Here is a 16152-nt window from a genome sequence, read left to right on the forward strand (position 1 = left end):
CGAAGCCCCGGGCTTTCAAACTATGACCTGGGTCACCTTCAGTTCGGCGAAATCCACTGCCCCGTGCCGGAGTCGATGCGCGCGACGCCTTCCAGCGTCTGCGTGCCGGCCTCGCCCCAGGCGGCGTCAGCGGCCAGGTCGCCATCGCTGCCGGAGTCCATCAGTCCACTCGAGACCTCGGTCCACTGGCCGGGGCCGGAGTGCTCGAACGTAGTGGTCGTGCCGTCGGCGTCGGTCTGCACCGCGATGTCCGCTTCGCCGTCGCCGTCCTTGTCGGTGAAGGCGATGGTGCCGCCGCTCTTCGTCTCGACGATGGCGGTGTCGTTGTGGCCGTCGTGGTCGGTGTCGATGGTCGCGATCCCCGCGTCGACCTCACCGTCCGGCAGGTCGGCGTGGATGTGGCCGCCGGAGCTGTCGTCGCGGCCGCCGGTGTCGGAGTCGTCGCCGCCCCCGCCGTGCGACTCCACCCATTCGCCGCTGGCCTCGTCGTAGACGGCCTGCTCGACGACGTGCCCGGTTTCGTCCAGCACGGCGTACTGGTCGGCTTCACCGTCGTGGTTCGTGTCGATGAAGGCCTGCGAGGTGCCGTCGTCGTGCTCGATGATCGCGGTGTCGTTGACGCCGTCCTCGTTCACGTCGTAGTTGACCTCGGCCTGGTACTCCTGGCCGTCGACGTGAACGGTCATCGCGTCCGGGCTGGAGGCGTCGGTGTCGCTGCCGCCACTCTCGTCGACCCACATGGGAACTTCCCCCTTTTAACCGGGTAACGCCGTCTCTGACCTGCTGTCCGAGGGTATGACTCACCGTATGCCGGTTCGGTTCCGCTCCACAACCGGACGGACGTCAAGCGGTCTTGTCGCGCAGGGCCCGGATCCTGGTCAGGAAGGTTTCGGCGCGCTCACGGCCGTCGCTGACCTCCTTGAGGCGCTTCGACACGACGGCGATCTTCTTGGCGCGCTCCTGGGCGCCCATCTTGATCGTCTTGTCGACTTCCTTCAGCTCGGCCTCGATCGCGTCGATGCGCCGGCCCAACGCCTCGTCCAGCGCCATCGACAGCTGCTGCTCGGCCTCGATGAGCTGCTCGGCGACGAGCTGGTCGAGCGTCGAGCGGGCGTCCGCGATGGCCTCGACCAGCCACTGCTTCATGTGCTGCTTGTCGGCCGCGTGCTTGCGGGTGCGGGCCATCCACCAGCCGGCGCCGAGCCCGATGATGATCGTCGCGGGCAGCACCACCGGGTTCAGGATCGCCACGCCGGCCAGCGGCAGCGCGGCCACCTTGCCGGCCCCGACGCCGCCGGAGATGCCCATGAAGACGAGCAGTTTGTCCTCGGCCGTCGGCGGCTTCTTGTCCGGCGGGCGCAGCACCACCGGCGGGCCGCCGGCCCGGGCGAACTGCGCGCGGATGACGTCGAGCTCTTCGGGGGAGAACAGCTCCGACAGCGAGACGTTGGTGACCTGGTTCAGCCGCTGGGAGAGCAGCATCGAGATCCGCTGCGACGTCGTCTGCAACGCGATGTCGACCTGCTGGGGCAGCGCGGCCAGCTCGTCGCGCTTGGCCGCGTCGATCAGCTGGCGGAAGTGGGTCTGCGCGTCCCGCATCTGCCTACTGCTCTCGTGCCCGACCTCGACGCGGGTGCGCTGCACCTCGCCGCGCAGCTTGAGCTGCCAGCCGCGGGTCGACGACCGGCGCTCGGCCTGCAGCTGGTCACGGCGTTCGCGCAGCTGCTCGGCCTCGGCCTCACCGGCGGACAACGCGCGGCTCTCGGCCTGCAGCTTCGCCTTCAATTCGCCCAGCGCGCTGGAGAGCGCGCGCAGCGTGTTGGCCTCGCCGAGCATCGCCGAGCGGCCGACGAGCAGCTCCTGCAACGCCGTCTGGATCGCGGCGACGCCGGACTTCTCCCGCAGCATCGCGGCCATCTGCTCGTTGGGCGCCTTGGCCGCCGTCTCGAACATCCGCGCCGACACCGGGTGGAACACCGCGTCGGCGAACCGGGGCGCGTGCTCGCGCAGCAGCTGCCGGTCGGCCTCCATGACCTCGCGCCAGCCGCGGAACATGTCCACCTTGGTCAGCGCGAACACGACGGTCTCGACGCGCTCGCCGACGTCGCGCAGGAACTGCAGCTCGGTCGAGGTGAACGGCGCCGAGGCGTCCACGACGAACAGCAGCGCGGTCGCGCCCGCGGCGGCTTCCTTGGCCAGCTCGCCGTGCAGCGAGTCGAGCCCGCCGACGCCGGGGGTGTCGACCAGCGAAAGCCGTTCGAGCAGCGGCACCGGCCCGGTGACCTCGACGTACCGCGGCGGGATCTGGCCCGGCGGCAGCTCGTGCGCGGCGGACACCCAGTGGATCAGCTGGCCGAGGTCGATCGGCACCGGCGCGAGCTGGCCGGGGTAGCAGGCCTGCGCGCCCCACGCGTCGGCGTGGTCGAACACCAGGTAGGTCGCGGTGGCGACGTCGGCGTCCACAGGGGACAGCCCCGGCATCGCGAGCAGGGCGTTGACCAGCGAGCTCTTGCCGCGGTTGGTCTCGCCGACGACCACGACGGCCGGCTTCTTCGGCCGGGCCTTCCGGATCTCCTCGACCCACTTGGCGGCGGCCGGGTCGGCGTCGCGGACGGTGGTCAGCAGCTGGTCTCGCGCCGCCGCGACCTGCGCGGGCAGGCTCGGCGCGGTGGGTGCGCTCACGGGTTCTTCTTCGCGTAGACGGTGACGATCGGGGCGCGCAGCAGGCGGTCGTGGTCGGCGAACCCGGTGACCTCGGTTTCCGCGACGATGCCGTCGAGCGCCGGGTCCTCGGTCGGGACCGCGCCGCCGGCCTCGTGGCGAGCCGGGTCGAAGCGCTCGCCGTCGGGCCGGAGCGCCTGGACGCCGATCGCGGCCAGCCCTTCCTCGAGGCGTTCGACGACGCCGCCGCTGCGGGCGCGGTCCAGGGCGTACAGGCACATCTGGATCAGCGCCTGGCGATCGGCGAGCGCGCGCTCGAGATCGCTTACCTGCTGCTGCAAGGGGTGCACATCGGTGTCCGACGCGACGGAACCGCGGTCGGTTCCGTCCTTGCGAAACCACGCCATGAGCACAGTCTGGCGGATTCAGCCGCCGGCCGGGGGCGGAACGGGACGAAGGAACCGGATCAGGATCGTCCGGAGGATCGCTTGTTCGGCGGGCAGATCGAGGCCGGCGTCGAGGCTGGCCCGCGAAATCATCGCGTCGATCAGCCCGGCGACCCAACCCGCGGCCGCCCGCGGCGCGATCCCGGGGTCGATCAGCCCGGCGGCCTCGGCCCGCTCGACCAGGACGGCCAGTCCGTCGCGCAAAGCGCCGTCGTTGCGGTGGATCAGCTGGGCGAACTCGTCGTCGCGGGCAGCCTGCGCGGCGGCCTCGAGGACCAGCCGGCCGACCGCGGGGTGCGCGAGCTGCCCGGCCAGCTCGGCGACGACGTCGAGCAGCGCAGCCAACGGGTCGGCCGCCCTCGCCGCGGCTTCGAGGCGTTCGGCCGTCTCGACGGCGTCGTCGGTGAAGATCGCCGTGAACACCGCGCGCTTGCTGGGGAAGTAGTGGAAGAGGCTGCCGGAGCTGATGCCCGCCGCGCGGCAGATGTCCGCGGTCGTCGTCCGCTCGAAGCCCTTCTCGGCGAAGCAGCCGGCCGCGGCGTCGACGATCGCGCGGCGCTTGGCCGCGTGCTTGGCCGGGTCGACGGTCCTCATCGCTCGACCGGCGGGTCGTCGCGCCAGGGGTAGCCGTGTTCGGCGAAGGCGGGGGCCAGTTCGCGACCCGACAGGTCGGTCTTCTCGCGGGCGATCTCCCGGCCGTCGGTGGTGCGCAGGACGAGCTCCTTGCCGTCCAGGTAGACGGCGTCGAGGTCGGCCTCGATGCGGCGGGTCTTGTCGCCGCGGACCAGCGTGACGCGGGTCGGGGAGACCGTGACGACCAGGCGATCGCGGGCCCAGACCACCGCGAACACCAGGCCGAGCACCAGCCCGCCGGCGACCGCGGCCAGCGTCGCCCACGGCTGGGGCAGCTTCGTGAGCACCTTGAACACGCCTTGGAACGGGAACGCGGGCAGGTCGCTGACCCACGCGGCGACGGCCCACACGCCCACGCCGAGCGCGCCGCCGAGCAGCGGGCAGCCGACCCAGGACCCGGTGCGCAGCCACGACGGCTCGTCGACGGTCGTCTCCATGCCGCCTATTATCAGACCGCGTGCTCGGTTTATGAAAGCCGGGGTCAGACCAGCTGGGCGATCACGTCGCGGAGCACGGCCTCCAGGCCAGGGCCGTCTTCGGCGAGCCGGGAGGAGACCAGCAGCTGGTCGTCGGCCGTGCGCAGCCAGATCGACCCGGCGACGGAGATCTCGATGACGTTCAGCCGGAACGGGTAGGCCCGCCGCCCCTGCTTGACCTCGGCCTCCCGCACCAGCTGGCCGAGCCGCTCGCCGGCCACGATCTGGCGCCGGTAGAAGCCGGGCGCCCACGGGGTGCCGCCCGAAGGCTCGTTCGCCCCGCGCAGCGCGGGCCCGCGGGCGTTGGCGAAGTGCCGGGCGGCGACGGGACCGAACAGGTCGACCGCCTGCCGCATCGCCGAGCCCTGTTCGAGGGTGGGCCGGCCGTACCGGGTGCGCGGGCTGCGCGGGTCCGGGTCCTCGCGGCTGCGGAGGGAGGCCAGCAGCTCGGTCCACCACGCGGCCCACTGCTCCTGGACCGCCGCCCGGTCGATCCCGGCCGGGACGTGCACCGGAACCCGCGGCTCCACCGGCGGCAGCACCTGACCTTCGGAAACGGACAGGGCCAGTGCGTCACGGATGTACAGCGCGACGTCGACGTCCGTCTCGCTGCTCCACCCGGCTCGCCAGGATGTCGTGTTTTCCAGTCGCACGTTTCCCAGAGTACGCGGGAAAAGGGGGTGACCAGGGAAAGTCGGCAACCAGAAACAAACTCAGGCTTCGCGCACTTGCTGCCACATCAGGAAGTACGCCCGGTGCACGACGTGCGCGACGCGGCTCTGGGCCGGCGTCGCGCCGAAGGACGCGAAGGACCGCCACCAGCCCGCGCGTTCGAGGGCGTGCGCGGCCAGCTCCGGCCGCGGGGCGCCGGGCTTGCCGAGCTGCGCGCCGATGTCGGCGTTGCTGCCCACCCGGAGCACCTCTTCGGACAGGTCCTCAGGCATGTCGACCGCGCCGGACGCGACCAGCGTCAGCGCTTCGAGCAGCCGCAGCTGGTGGGCTTCGGGCTTGGCGAGCAGCACTTCGATGGCGTCGTGGACGCGCTGGCGCTCGGCCGGGTCGGCCGACGCGTGCGCGAGCGCGGTGACGGACGCGAGGGCGGCGGCCGCCTTGATGCCGTCGGCGCGGGCGGCGAACACGATCGACAGCCGCTGCCGCACCGCTTCCAGGCCGGACGCGTCGAGCAGCGACCGCCGCAGCGCGCCCGCGGTCAGCTCCGGTTCCTTGCGGATGGCCTCGACGGCGTGGGAGACGCCGAACAGGTCCAGCTTCTCCAGCAGCCGAAGGCGCGTGCCCGACGGGACGTCGCACTCCCAGCTGGTGAAGATGTCGGCCGAGATCAGCATGGTCTGCAGGATGTCGTCGTCGAGCTCGGCGAGCTGCCGCAGCGCCTCGGCGTCGGCGGAGGTGAAGCCGCCGGACTCGGCCGACTCGGCGATCAGCCCGATCACCGGCAGCACGTCGGCCACGCGCGGCTTCAGCGTCGACGCCTGCTTCTCGGCCAGCAGCGTCGCGGCCTTCCAGACGTCGCCGCCGGACCCCTCGACCGACTCGGGCGTGATGGTGTCGGCCTTGTTCAGCACGGCGATCGCGTTGACCGGGCCGGCTTCGCGGCTCGCCGTGGCCGCGGTGAACGCGGCGAGCGCCTGCTGGTCGTCCGCGCGGACGCCCTGGGTGACGACGTACAGCACGGCTTCGGCACCGGCGACGGCGTTGCGCGAGGTGTCGTCGAGCTCGTCCGAGCCCTCTTCGTCCTCGTCGTCCTTGCGGTGCTTCGCGGCGCCCAGGAGCTGCTCGGTGCGGGACACCGAAGCGGCGTCGAGCGACCCGAGGCCCGGGGTGTCGATCACCGTCATGCCCTGCAGGACGGCGTTGGTCAGGTACGCCTCGATGTGCGACACCTTTTCGATGTCGACGCCGAGCTCGGCGGGGATCATCCCGTCGGCGGCGAAGGGGAGCACCTGCTTGCGGCCGTCGGTGAAGACGATCTCGACGCGGTCCACCGTGCCGTACTGGAACCGGGTCACCAGCCGCGTGCACTCGCCGATGTCGGTCGGCGCGACCCGGCGCCCGATCAGCGCGTTGACCAGCGTGGACTTGCCGGACTTGATCCGGCCGGCGACGGCCACCTGCAGCGGCGCGCCGAGCCGGCGCAGCACCTCGGCGAACCCGGCGGCGGTGCGCGCCGAGACCTGCGACTGCAGGCGGTGGCACAGGTTGGCCACCGACATCGACAGCGGACCCGCGAGCCGGCCCTGCTCCGGTGACGTCACGGCCCCCAGCCCTCTCGTCGTAGCGACAACCCCGTGAATCGTGCCATGTCCCTCATCCGAAGGTCGCACCCAAGGTGGTACCGCCGACCGACGCGCGGCCGCCACCCCGGGACCTAGTGTTGTCTGGTGCGACGGCTGAGCCTCTGGATGCGTGCCCACCCCATGGCGGGCGACACGGTGCTGGCCGTCCTGCTCGGCCTGGTCGACATGCTGCTCTTCGTCGCCGACGGCCTGGCCGAAATCGCCGAGCTGCCGCCCTGGTACATCGCCGTGCCGGTGAACGTCGCGATGGTGGTGCCGCTGGTGTTCCGGCGGAAGTCGCCGCTGTGGTCGGCCTACGTCGTGCTGGTGATCAGCGTCGTGCACGCAACGCTGCAGCTCGGTGTCGCCAGCGTCGCCGGCCTCGCGATGAGCATCTATTCGGTGGTCGTCTACGCCGGGCGGCGGCAGGGGCTGGTGTTCGTCGGCGCGGTGATCGTCTCGTCGGCCCTGCAGCTGGCGCTGGACCAGACGGACGAGCTGTTCATCTCGGTGCTGTTCCTCGCGTTCGGCATCGCCCTGTGCTGGACGCTCGGCGAGTTCGTCGGGGCCCGGCGCGCCTACGACGTGGAAGTGGAGGCCAGGTTGCACCTGCTCGAGACCGAACGGGACCAGGCCACCCGGATCGCGGTGGCGGAGGAGCGCGGGCGGATCGCGCGCGAGCTGCACGACGTCGTCGCGCACGCGGTGAGCGTGATGGTGGTGCAGGCCGACGGCGCTTCGTACGCGCTGGAGAGCAACCCCGACCTCGCCCGGCGGGCCCTGCAAACGATTTCCGAGACCGGCCGCGGCGCGCTCGGGGAGCTGCGGCGCCTGCTCGACGTGCTGCGCAGCGACGACGCGGACGGCGAGCCGCGCGTCCCGCAGCCGGACGCGCACGCCCTCGCCGAGCTGGCCGAGCGGATGCGGACCGCCGGCGTGCCGGTGGAGCTGGAGACCAACGAGCTCGGCGACCTGCCGGCCGGCGTCTCGCTGGGGATCTACCGGATCGTCCAGGAGTCGCTGACCAACACGCTCAAGCACGCCGGCCGCGGCGCGACGGCGTCGGTGCGGGTGCTCCGGACCGGCGACCTGGTCGAGGTGCTGGTGTCCGACGACGGCGCGGGCCGCGTCCCCCAGCTCGCCGCGACCGGTGCTTCGCAACGCCTGCCGGGCGGCAACGGCTTGATCGGCATGCGCGAGCGCGCGCACGTCTACGGCGGCACGTTGGAAGTGGGCCCGGCTCCGGGCGGTGGGTGGCAGGTCCGCGCGGCCCTGCCGGTTAGGTTGGACAAGTGATCCGTGTGGTGGTCGTCGACGACCAGGAACTAATGCGCGTCGGCTTCCGGATGGTGCTCGGCGCGCAGGCCGACATCGACGTCGTCGGCGAGGCGGGCGACGGCGCACAGGCGATAAAGCTGGCCGAGGAACTGCGCCCCGACGTCGTGCTGATGGACGTCCGGATGCCGGTGCTCGACGGCGTCGAGGCGACCAAGCGGATCGTCGCCGACGGCACGGCGAGGGTGCTCGTGATGACGACGTTCGACCTCGACGAGTACGTCTACGCGGCGCTGCAGGGCGGGGCGAGCGGGTTCCTCCTCAAGGACACCCAGCCCGACCACCTGGTGTCGGCGCTGCGGGCGGTCGCTTCGGGCGACGCGGTGGTCTCGCCGTCGGTGACCCGCCGCCTGCTCGACCGCTTCGTCGGCGCCGGCGGCCCGCCGATGCGGGACACCGCGGAGCTGGACGTGCTGACCGACCGCGAGCGCGAGGTGCTCGTGCTGATCGCGAAGGGCATGTCGAACCTGGAGATCGCCGAAGCGCTGTTCCTTTCGGAGGCGACGGTGAAGACGCACGTCGGGCGGATCCTGGCGAAGCTGGAGCTGCGGGACCGGGTGCAGGCCGTGGTGCTGGCCTACGAAACCGGCCTCGCCCGCCCCGGCCTCGCCTGACTCAAGCCGCACTTTCACGTGAAAGTGCGGCCCGGACCGACGCCACCACCGCCTTCGGCTTCTCGTAGAGCTCGGCTTTCGTCACGATGACGAAGTCCCAGCCCAACGCGCGGATCGCGGCTCGGCGCGCCTCGTCGCGCCGCGGCTGGTCACCGTCACGATGCCAGTCGCCGTCGTACTCCACCGCGAGCTTCTGCTCGGAGAAGGCGAGGTCCAACCGGCCCGCGAACATGCCCTGCTCGTCGAAGACCTGAACCTGCGGGTCGGGGACGAGGCCGGCCACGGTCAGCCAGACCCGCAGCTCGGACTCGGGGATGCTTTCCGAACGGGGGTCGGCGAGTTGGAGGGCCCTCTTCGCGCGAACGATCCCGTTGTCGCGACGGTTCTTCAGGTAGTCCTTCAGCACCGGCGCATCCACCTCGCCGGCCCGGAGCAGGGCGTCGAGGTAACCGACAACCCTTGGCAGCGAGCGATGCAGCTTCGTGTTGGTCAGGATGTCCAGGACGAAGCGTGGCGATGAGGCCAGGCGAACTTCCTGCCACGGTTCGCTGTCGATGCGTCCTCGGCTGGTCCGCCGGACGTGCACGCCGTCCTGCATGTCGAACAGCACGCTCTCGGGCAGGACGAACTCGACCGGGTCATGCGTCCCGACCAGCTCCACCCCACGAATCGCCGCGGCGGAGCACCCGGTGAGAACCGCGCGCGACGGCGCGAGCAGTGCGGCGGCTCGACATCGCAGAACATGCGTGACCGGGACCGTCGAAGCCACGTATACGTTGCGGAAAAGCCTGGTGAAGAGCGGAGATCGCAGGTCCGTCTTGGTCACCGCTCCCTCGGCGATGGCGTGGCTGCCCAGAAACGGCTGGGAAAACTCGGCGTTTGCGAAGGACACGCCCCGAGCATGCCGCGCGCCCCGCCGCCCACGACCGCCCCAAGATCAACTTCCCCCAGTTGTCCACACCCCCACCCACTTGTGCACAACCCGCACTTTCACGTGAAAGTGCGGGCCCCAGGACGGCACTTTCACGTGAAAGTGCGGGGTTAGCGGAAGTCGTCTGGTGGGGTGGTTGCTGGGTCCTTGCCCGCGTTGCGGACTTCGGTGATCCAGCGGCCGAAGTCCGGGCGGTCGCCGTCGATGTCGGTGTAGCCGTACTCCTTCATCAGGGTCCACGACGCCAGCGTCTGGCCGGCGAAGCGGGCGACGTCGGCGTCCTGTGCCAGGGCCGCGACGCCGCGGGCCAGCAGGTACGGCGTCTCGGAGATCTTGAAGTCGACCGGGGCGAGCTTGCCGACCGCGTCGCGCCAGTTGGCCTCGGTGACCTCGAAGTGGTCGAGCATCGACTCCGAACGCAGGAAGCCCGGGGTCACCGCGAGGCCGACGCAGTCGTTCTTCTTCAGCTCCACGCCGAGGGCCCGGCCGAGCGCGCGGATGCCGCACTTGGCCAGGTAGTACGGCAGGCCGGCGCCGACGTAGTCGTCGTTGTCGCCGTCGGTGACCTCGAGGACCAGGCCGCGGCGGGCGACCACCAGCGGCAGCAGCTTGTGCAGTGCGATGAGGTGGGTGTCCAGCGCGTTGTGCGTCAGCTTCAGCGCGTCTTCCAGCGGCGTCTCCCAGAAGGGCGCGTCGAAGTGGAAGTACATGTCGCCGCCCCAGACGTCGTCGACCAGGACGTCGATTCCGTCCACTTCGGACTCGATGCGCGCCTTCAGTGCGTCCACATCGGACACCGACGTGAAGTCGCAGCGGACGACCACGGCCTTGCCGCCCGCCGCCTCGACCAGTTCGCCCGTCTCTTCGATGGTCTCCGAGCGCTTCATCGGTGACGTCGTTTCGCGCGTCGTGCGGCCGGTGACGTACACCGTCGCGCCCGCGCGGCCCAGTTCCACCGCGATCGCCCGGCCGCAGCCCCGGGTCGCCCCGGTGACCACGGCGACCTTGCCCGCCAGACTCATGCGTCCTCCCGTTCCCGCCACGCGGAAAGCACCGCGTCGACGTCCTCCGCCAGCCGGTCGGCCAGCCGCCCGTGCGGCCGGATCGACCAGTCGATCGACACCCCGTTGATCACGCCGAGCACCGCGCGCGCGGCCCGTGGCACGCTCGGGGCGTGCGGCAACGAAGGAGCCGCCGCCAGCACGAGCCGCCGCAGTTCTTCTTCGACCGCCGTGAAGTGCTCGCCCAGCAGCGACCGCAGCACCGGGTCGCCGATGTCCACGCCGAGCTGCCCAAGGTGGTTCGCCGCTTCTTCGGCGTCACCCAGCACCGCGTAGACCGCCACCGCCGCGGCGCGCAGGCCGTCGACCGGGTCGGGCACGCGCTCGGCGCACTCCCGCATCTGCTCGACCGCCCGCCGCGTGGCCCGCCGGCTCATCGCCTGCAGCAGGCCGCTCTTCGAGCCGAACCGCTGCGCGACCGTGCCGACCGAGACGCCCGCCTCCGCGGCCACCTGGGCCAGCGTGAAACCGGGGCCGCAATGGCCGATCACGGTCTCCGCCGCGCTCAGCAGCCGTTCGTCGGTGATGCTCCTCGGCCGGGCCACCCCATTATTGAACCACAGTTCATTAATGGTGGCGAATCAGGGTCGCCTCAGGGTCATCACGGATCGCGCATCGGCCGAAGAGCCAGCAAGGTACTACTCAGGTAGGGGGACCGGTTCGGTCTACAGGGTGACGCGCGAAGGGCCTCCGACCCGCGACGATGAACGCGTCGTAAGCGAGGGGCGGAAGAGGAGAAGCCATGATCGAGGCAACCGGCCTCACCAAGCGGTACGGAAAGACACTGGCGGTGAACAACCTGTCGTTCTCCGTGTCCGCGGGTCAGGTCACCGGCTTCCTCGGCCCGAACGGGGCCGGCAAGTCCACCACCATGCGCATGATCCTCGGCCTGGACAACCCGACGGGCGGCCAGGTCACCATCGGGGGCAAGAAGTACCACGACCTCAAGGAGCCGCTGCGCACCGTCGGCGCGCTGCTCGACGCGAAGTGGGTGCACCCCAACCGCTCGGCGCGCGCCCACCTGCAGTGGATGGCGAAGTCCAACCGCATCCCGGCCGGCCGCGTCGACGAGGTGCTCGACACCGTCGGCCTGACGAGCGTCGCGGGCAAGCGCGCCGGCGGGTTCTCCCTCGGCATGTCGCAGCGGCTCGGCATCGCGGCCGCCCTGCTCGGCGACCCCGAGGTGCTGCTGTTCGACGAGCCGGTGAACGGCCTGGACCCCGAGGGCATCCTCTGGATCCGGAAGTTCATGCACCGGCTGGCCGAGGAAGGCCGCACCGTGTTCGTGTCGAGCCACCTGCTGTCGGAGATGGCGCTGACCGCGAGCAACCTCGTGGTGATCGGCCGGGGGCAGCTGATTTCGCAGTCGTCGACCCAGGACTTCGTCGCCCGCGCCGCGGAGAACACGGTCAAGGTCCGCTCGCCGCAGCTGGCCGAGCTCCGCGACGCCCTCCAGCGCGCCAGCGCCGGCGTCACCGGCGACGACACCGGGCTCGTGGTGTCCGGGATGGACAGCGACAAGATCGGCGAGATCGCCGCCGCCAACCGGATCGTGCTGCACGAGCTGAGCCCGCAGACCGGTTCGCTGGAGCAAGCCTTCATGCAGATCACCGGCGACTCCGTCGAGTACCACACCGGGCTCGACGCCGAGGCGCAGCACGTGCTCGAGTCCGCCAAGTAAACGGGGAAACCAAGATCATGAACCTGCTCGCGGTAGAACGCATCAAGCTGTTCTCCACCCGCTCGCCGTGGTGGTGCGCCCTCATCGCCCTCGCACTGGGCATCGGCTTCGCCGCCATCATCTCCAGTGCGACGCCGGCCGACTCGCCGGTCACGCTGTCCGCCCTCCAGTTCGGCGGCACGCAGTTCGGGATCGCCGTCGTGATGGTGCTCGCCGCGCTCGCGGTGACCACCGAATACCGCTTCAACACCATCCGCACCACGTTCCAGGCGGTGCCGCACCGCTCGCCGGCGCTGGTCGCCAAGGCGGTCGTCGTCGCGCTGGTCGCGCTGGTGATCGGCGAGATCGCCGCGTTCGGCGCCCTCGGCCTCGGCATGCTCATGCGGCCGAACGACGGCATCGGCCTGCACTCCACGCAGGATTGGCTGAACGTCGCGGGTCTCGGCCCGGTGTTCGCCATCAGCGCGGTACTCGCCGTCGCCGTCGGGGTCCTGATCCGGCACAGCGCCGGCGCCATCGCCCTGCTGCTCATCTACAACCTGGCCGTGGAAGACCTGATCCAGCTGATCCCGAAGATCGGCGCCCACATCCACGAGTGGATGCCGTTCAACGTGGCCAACAAGTTCCTCCGCGGCTCCGCGGTCGTCGACGGCCCGTCGCCGTCGGACTCGCCGCTGAGCCCCGGCTGGGCGCTGGCGTACTTCGCCGGCATCGCGATCGTGTTCCTGCTCGTCGCACTCGGGGTGGCGAAGAAGCGGGACGCCTGAGGGGTAACAGGGGAAAACACCGGATCCGGGTCGCGCTGTCGGGGGGCGACCCGGATCCGGTGTTTCGCAGTAGGCTCCCGGGGTGACGGGACGGGGGAGCGCATGATCGAAGCGAGCGCGCTGACCAAGCGGTACGGCGCCACGACCGCGGTCGACGAGCTGACGTTCACCGCGCGGTCGGGGCGGGTCACCGGGTTCCTCGGCCCGAACGGCGCCGGCAAGTCCACGACGATGCGGCTGGTCCTCGGCCTCGACACGCCCGACGCGGGCACGGTGCTCGTCGACGGCACGCCGTACCGGCAGCTGCGGGATCCACTTCGGACGGTCGGCGCGATGCTGGACGCCACCTGGCGCCACCCCGGCCGCAGCGGGCGCGACCACCTGCGCTGGCTGGCCGCCACCAACGGCATCCCCGACAAGCGCGTCGACGAGGTGCTCGCGCTGGTCGGGCTGACGAGCGTCGGCAAGACCCGCGTCCTGCAGTACTCCCTCGGCATGCAGCAGCGGCTGGGGATCGCCGCCGCGATGCTCGGCGACCCGCGCGTGCTGCTGTTCGACGAGCCGGTCAACGGCCTCGACCCCGAGGGCATGGCCTGGATCCGGCAGCTGCTGCACGCGCTGGCCGCCGAGGGCCGGACCGTGTTCGTGTCCAGCCACCTGCTGCCGGAGATGGCGCAGACCGCGCAGGACCTCGTGGTGATCGGCCGCGGCCGGCTCATCTACCAGGGCACGATGGCCGACTTCGTCGCGCGGACCAGCGAACACGGCGTGCGCGTGCGCACCCCGCACGCCGACGAGCTGCGGGCCGCGCTGACCGGGCAAGCCGAGTTCAGCGAGGCCGACGGCGCCTTCCTGGTGTCCGGATTGGACAGTGACCGGATCGGGCAGCTCGCCTTCGACGCGGGCGCGACGCTGCACGAGCTGAGCCCGATCACCGGCTCGCTGGAGCAGGCCTACCTCGACCTCACCCGCGAATCCGTCGAGTTCGCGGGGCCGGCTTCGGAGGCGACCCGATGATCACCAACCTCCTCCGCGCCGAGCGCATCAAGCTGTTCAGCACGCGCGCGCCCTGGTGGTGCCTGTCGATCGCGTTCGTCGCGCCGCTCGGCTTCACCGCGCTGTTCTTCGCGCTGGCCGGGCCGGAGATCCCGGCGACCGTCGGCAACACCCAGCTCGCGAGCGGCAACGGCCGGACCGTGCTGCTCGTCCTCGCGATCCTCGCGACGGCGTCGGAGTTCAACTGGGGCACCATGCGGCTGACCTTCCAGGCGGTGCCGAGCCGGGTGCCCGCGCTGCTGGCGAAGCTGGCGGTCCTCGCCGCGGTCGGCGCGGTGCTCGGGCTGGTCGTCGGCTTCGGCTCGTGGGGGCTCGCGTCGCTGGTGCAGCCGGACGCCGACCTCGCGCTGCACTCGAGCGCGGACTGGCGCTCGGTGCTCGGCCAGAGCCTGACGTTCCTGTTCACCGCGGTGGCCGGGGTCGGCGTCGCGCTCCTGCTGCGCAGCGTCGCCTTCGGGCTGACGGTGGTGCTCGTCTGGACCCAGGTGCTCGAAGGCCTGGTGATCCTCATCCCGGGCGCCGGGCGGCACATCTACCAGTGGATGCCGTTCCACGCCGCCGACGAGTTCGTCGGGGCGGGCGGGTTCGCCGCGGGGCCGCTGCAGCTGCCGTCCGCGCCGCTCGGCCCGTGGGGCTACCTCGGTTACTTCGCGGCGATCACCGTTGCCCTGTTCGTGGCCGGCGTGCTCGTCACGGCACGGCGCGACGCCTGAGCGTGACCGCGGTCTCGGTACCTCAAAAACCTTTGTTAAAAGAAGATGAAACCCCTGTGGCTTCTCTCACAGCCACCGGACATACTGCTATGACCAGGCAATATTCGTAAGAGAGAGCGTGCCGGACCCGTCTGAGCTCCCCTGGAGGTGATCCTTGACGGTGGACACCGGTCAAGAATTGGGCAGTACGATTCCGCGAGCTCGCGTCGAAGACGACGCTCCTCAGCTCGAACCCATGCTGGACCTCGAATGGTCGCGGGCGATCGAACTCCCGCGCGCCGCCATGACCGCGGCGACGCCCGCCGAACTCCGCCGGGCGTGGGTGCACCGCGCACCCGAAGACCGTGTCCTGGCCCTGTTCCGCGCTTCGGCCGGGATGGCGGGCCCGATCCCCGCGCCGTGGTGGCTGCGGGCGGTGGCGGACGGAACCCTCGATTCGCGGGAACAGGGGTTCCGCGTCGAGGACCGGATCGCGCAACTGCTCGGCAGGCGCCCGGGCTGGGAATTCGTCCCGTGGGCCGCGGACGGCGAATCCGGTTACTGGGAGTTCATGCCGTCCGAACGCGGGAAATCGGGACACGCGATTCCCACGACGGTCATGAACACCGATCGGCACCCGGGCTGGATCGACGTCCTGCCGGCCCACAGCGGCCGGACCCCGGACCCGATCGCCATCGCCGGGCTGGCGGGGCTGCGGTCTCGGCTCGGGGAGCTCGAAGCCGTTCGTTAACCTCGGTGGGTGGAAAACGAGCACCAACCGCGGCTGCGCAGCGTCGTCAGCTACGTCAAGCGCGGCGGCCGGATGACCGTGGGGCAGCAACGCGCGTGGGACGAACTGTGGCCGGAAGTCGGCCGCACGGTCGGTGAGCTGCCCGCCGGGGCGCTGGACTTCACGGCGTGGTTCGGCCGCGAGGCGCCGGTGATGCTGGAGATCGGCTCCGGCATGGGCGAGACGACGTCGCAGCTGGCCGCCGCGGCCCCCGAGCTGAACTACGTAGCGGCCGAGGTCTACGACCCGGGCCTCGGCCAGCTGATGCTGCGCGCCGAAAAGCTGGGCGTCGAGAACCTGCGGCTGCTGCACGGCGACGCCGTCGTGCTGTTGACCGAGCACGTCGAGCCGGACACGCTGCACGGCGTCCGGCTGTTCTTCCCGGACCCGTGGCCGAAGAAGAAGCACCACAAGCGGCGGATCGTGTCGCCGTCGTTCGCCGCGCTCGTGGCGTCGCGGCTCGCGCCCGGCGGCACCTTCCACCTGGCGACCGACTGGGAGAACTACGCCGAGCAGATGCTGGAGGTCTGCTCCGCCGAGCCCGCGCTGAAGAACCGGTACGACGGCTGGGCGCCGCGGCCGGAGTGGCGGCCGGTGACCAAGTTCGAGCAGCGCGCCGACGTCGAGGGCCGCGTGTCGCACGACCTCATCTTCGAAAAGCGGTCGTGAGTGCGTAGCAGTGTTCTGACACTGTTACGCACTCACGACCTCCCTC

At 71.0% G+C, this 16152-nt stretch carries 18 protein-coding genes; 8 read left to right on the forward strand and 10 right to left on the reverse strand.

Annotation, left to right across the window (positions count from 1 at the left end; translation table 11 throughout):
- Window positions 1-38: 38 nt before the first annotated feature.
- From AB5J73_RS11495 to AB5J73_RS11525, 7 genes are all read right to left on the reverse strand, one after another.
- Entirely contained in the window at window positions 39-740 is a 702-nt protein-coding gene (locus tag AB5J73_RS11495) for a hypothetical protein (RefSeq protein WP_370969672.1), read from the reverse strand.
- A gap of 103 nt (window positions 741-843) precedes the next feature.
- Entirely contained in the window at window positions 844-2682 is a 1839-nt protein-coding gene (locus AB5J73_RS11500; RefSeq protein WP_370969673.1) for a dynamin family protein, read from the reverse strand.
- On the reverse strand, window positions 2679-3068 hold the full coding sequence (locus tag AB5J73_RS11505; protein WP_370969674.1) for a nucleotide exchange factor GrpE: 390 nt from the start codon (window positions 3066-3068) through the stop codon (window positions 2679-2681). Before AB5J73_RS11505 ends, AB5J73_RS11500 begins: the two co-directional genes overlap by 4 nt.
- A gap of 18 nt (window positions 3069-3086) precedes the next feature.
- A complete protein-coding gene (locus AB5J73_RS11510; RefSeq protein ID WP_370969675.1) occupies window positions 3087-3701 on the reverse strand; it encodes a TetR/AcrR family transcriptional regulator in 615 nt (204 codons plus the stop codon).
- Window positions 3698-4177: a hypothetical protein gene (locus tag AB5J73_RS11515; protein WP_370969676.1), complete on the reverse strand. Its 480-nt coding sequence runs from the start codon at window positions 4175-4177 to the stop codon at window positions 3698-3700. The genes AB5J73_RS11510 and AB5J73_RS11515 overlap by 4 nt, the downstream gene beginning before the upstream one ends.
- Window positions 4178-4221: 44 nt before the next feature.
- Window positions 4222-4869, reverse strand: a complete 648-nt coding sequence (locus AB5J73_RS11520; RefSeq protein ID WP_370969677.1) for a hypothetical protein — start codon at window positions 4867-4869, stop codon at window positions 4222-4224.
- A 60-nt stretch (window positions 4870-4929) separates the two neighbouring features.
- Window positions 4930-6447, reverse strand: coding sequence for a dynamin family protein (locus AB5J73_RS11525; RefSeq protein WP_370973091.1), 1518 nt, complete (start codon window positions 6445-6447; stop codon window positions 4930-4932).
- Between the two features lie 204 nt (window positions 6448-6651).
- Between AB5J73_RS11525 and AB5J73_RS11530 the strand changes: the two genes are divergently transcribed.
- Complete coding sequence (locus tag AB5J73_RS11530) at window positions 6652-7806, forward strand: sensor histidine kinase (protein ID WP_370973093.1); 1155 nt, start codon at window positions 6652-6654, stop codon at window positions 7804-7806.
- Window positions 7803-8459 carry a response regulator gene (locus tag AB5J73_RS11535; RefSeq protein WP_370969678.1) on the forward strand — a complete coding sequence of 219 codons (657 nt, stop codon included), beginning with the start codon at window positions 7803-7805 and terminating at the stop codon, window positions 8457-8459. Before AB5J73_RS11530 ends, AB5J73_RS11535 begins: the two co-directional genes overlap by 4 nt.
- Window position 8460: 1 nt before the next feature.
- On the opposite strand, the gene AB5J73_RS11540 is transcribed toward AB5J73_RS11535, so the two are convergent.
- The 3 genes from AB5J73_RS11540 to AB5J73_RS11550 form a co-directional block, all read right to left on the reverse strand.
- On the reverse strand, window positions 8461-9351 hold the full coding sequence (locus AB5J73_RS11540; protein ID WP_370969679.1) for an endonuclease domain-containing protein: 891 nt from the start codon (window positions 9349-9351) through the stop codon (window positions 8461-8463).
- 149 nt (window positions 9352-9500) lie between these two features.
- Window positions 9501-10412 (reverse strand): SDR family NAD(P)-dependent oxidoreductase, encoded by a 912-nt coding sequence (locus tag AB5J73_RS11545; RefSeq protein WP_370969680.1) that lies wholly within the window; start codon window positions 10410-10412, stop codon window positions 9501-9503.
- Window positions 10409-10996: a TetR/AcrR family transcriptional regulator gene (locus tag AB5J73_RS11550; protein WP_370969681.1), complete on the reverse strand. Its 588-nt coding sequence runs from the start codon at window positions 10994-10996 to the stop codon at window positions 10409-10411. Before AB5J73_RS11550 ends, AB5J73_RS11545 begins: the two co-directional genes overlap by 4 nt.
- Before the next feature lie 197 nt (window positions 10997-11193).
- Between AB5J73_RS11550 and AB5J73_RS11555 the strand changes: the two genes are divergently transcribed.
- The 6 genes from AB5J73_RS11555 (at window position 11194) to trmB (ending at window position 16106) form a co-directional block, all read left to right on the forward strand.
- Window positions 11194-12132 carry an ABC transporter ATP-binding protein gene (locus AB5J73_RS11555; RefSeq protein WP_370969682.1) on the forward strand — a complete coding sequence of 313 codons (939 nt, stop codon included), beginning with the start codon at window positions 11194-11196 and terminating at the stop codon, window positions 12130-12132.
- Between the two features lie 17 nt (window positions 12133-12149).
- Window positions 12150-12899, forward strand: a complete 750-nt coding sequence (locus tag AB5J73_RS11560) for an ABC transporter permease (protein WP_370969683.1) — start codon at window positions 12150-12152, stop codon at window positions 12897-12899.
- Between the two features lie 102 nt (window positions 12900-13001).
- Window positions 13002-13916, forward strand: a complete 915-nt coding sequence (locus AB5J73_RS11565) for an ABC transporter ATP-binding protein (RefSeq protein ID WP_370969684.1) — start codon at window positions 13002-13004, stop codon at window positions 13914-13916.
- Window positions 13913-14668 (forward strand): hypothetical protein, encoded by a 756-nt coding sequence (locus AB5J73_RS11570; RefSeq protein ID WP_370969685.1) that lies wholly within the window; start codon window positions 13913-13915, stop codon window positions 14666-14668. Before AB5J73_RS11565 ends, AB5J73_RS11570 begins: the two co-directional genes overlap by 4 nt.
- A gap of 178 nt (window positions 14669-14846) precedes the next feature.
- Window positions 14847-15398, forward strand: a complete 552-nt coding sequence (locus AB5J73_RS11575) for a hypothetical protein (protein ID WP_370969686.1) — start codon at window positions 14847-14849, stop codon at window positions 15396-15398.
- Window positions 15399-15407: 9 nt separating this feature from the next.
- Window positions 15408-16106 (forward strand): tRNA (guanosine(46)-N7)-methyltransferase TrmB, encoded by a 699-nt coding sequence (gene trmB, locus AB5J73_RS11580; protein ID WP_370969687.1) that lies wholly within the window; start codon window positions 15408-15410, stop codon window positions 16104-16106.
- Window positions 16107-16152 lie beyond the last annotated feature (46 nt).

Origin of the sequence: Amycolatopsis sp. cg9 (genome assembly GCF_041346945.1) — a bacterium.
GTDB lineage: Bacteria > Actinomycetota > Actinomycetes > Mycobacteriales > Pseudonocardiaceae > Amycolatopsis.

Bases quoted from the DNA above. Each gene is read 5' to 3' on its own strand.
- AB5J73_RS11495 (WP_370969672.1), bottom strand. From the start codon at position 740: ATGTGGGTCGACGAGAGTGGCGGCAGCGACACCGACGCCTCCAGCCCG.
- AB5J73_RS11505 (WP_370969674.1), bottom strand. From the start codon at position 3,068: ATGGCGTGGTTTCGCAAGGACGGAACCGACCGCGGTTCCGTCGCGTCG.
- AB5J73_RS11510 (WP_370969675.1), bottom strand. From the start codon at position 3,701: ATGAGGACCGTCGACCCGGCCAAGCACGCGGCCAAGCGCCGCGCGATC.
- AB5J73_RS11515 (WP_370969676.1), bottom strand. From the start codon at position 4,177: ATGGAGACGACCGTCGACGAGCCGTCGTGGCTGCGCACCGGGTCCTGG.
- AB5J73_RS11525 (WP_370973091.1), bottom strand. From the start codon at position 6,447: ATGTCGGTGGCCAACCTGTGCCACCGCCTGCAGTCGCAGGTCTCGGCG.
- AB5J73_RS11530 (WP_370973093.1), top strand. From the start codon at position 6,652: ATGGCGGGCGACACGGTGCTGGCCGTCCTGCTCGGCCTGGTCGACATG.
- AB5J73_RS11545 (WP_370969680.1), bottom strand. From the start codon at position 10,412: ATGAGTCTGGCGGGCAAGGTCGCCGTGGTCACCGGGGCGACCCGGGGC.
- AB5J73_RS11555 (WP_370969682.1), top strand. From the start codon at position 11,194: ATGATCGAGGCAACCGGCCTCACCAAGCGGTACGGAAAGACACTGGCG.
- AB5J73_RS11560 (WP_370969683.1), top strand. From the start codon at position 12,150: ATGAACCTGCTCGCGGTAGAACGCATCAAGCTGTTCTCCACCCGCTCG.
- AB5J73_RS11565 (WP_370969684.1), top strand. From the start codon at position 13,002: ATGATCGAAGCGAGCGCGCTGACCAAGCGGTACGGCGCCACGACCGCG.
- AB5J73_RS11570 (WP_370969685.1), top strand. From the start codon at position 13,913: ATGATCACCAACCTCCTCCGCGCCGAGCGCATCAAGCTGTTCAGCACG.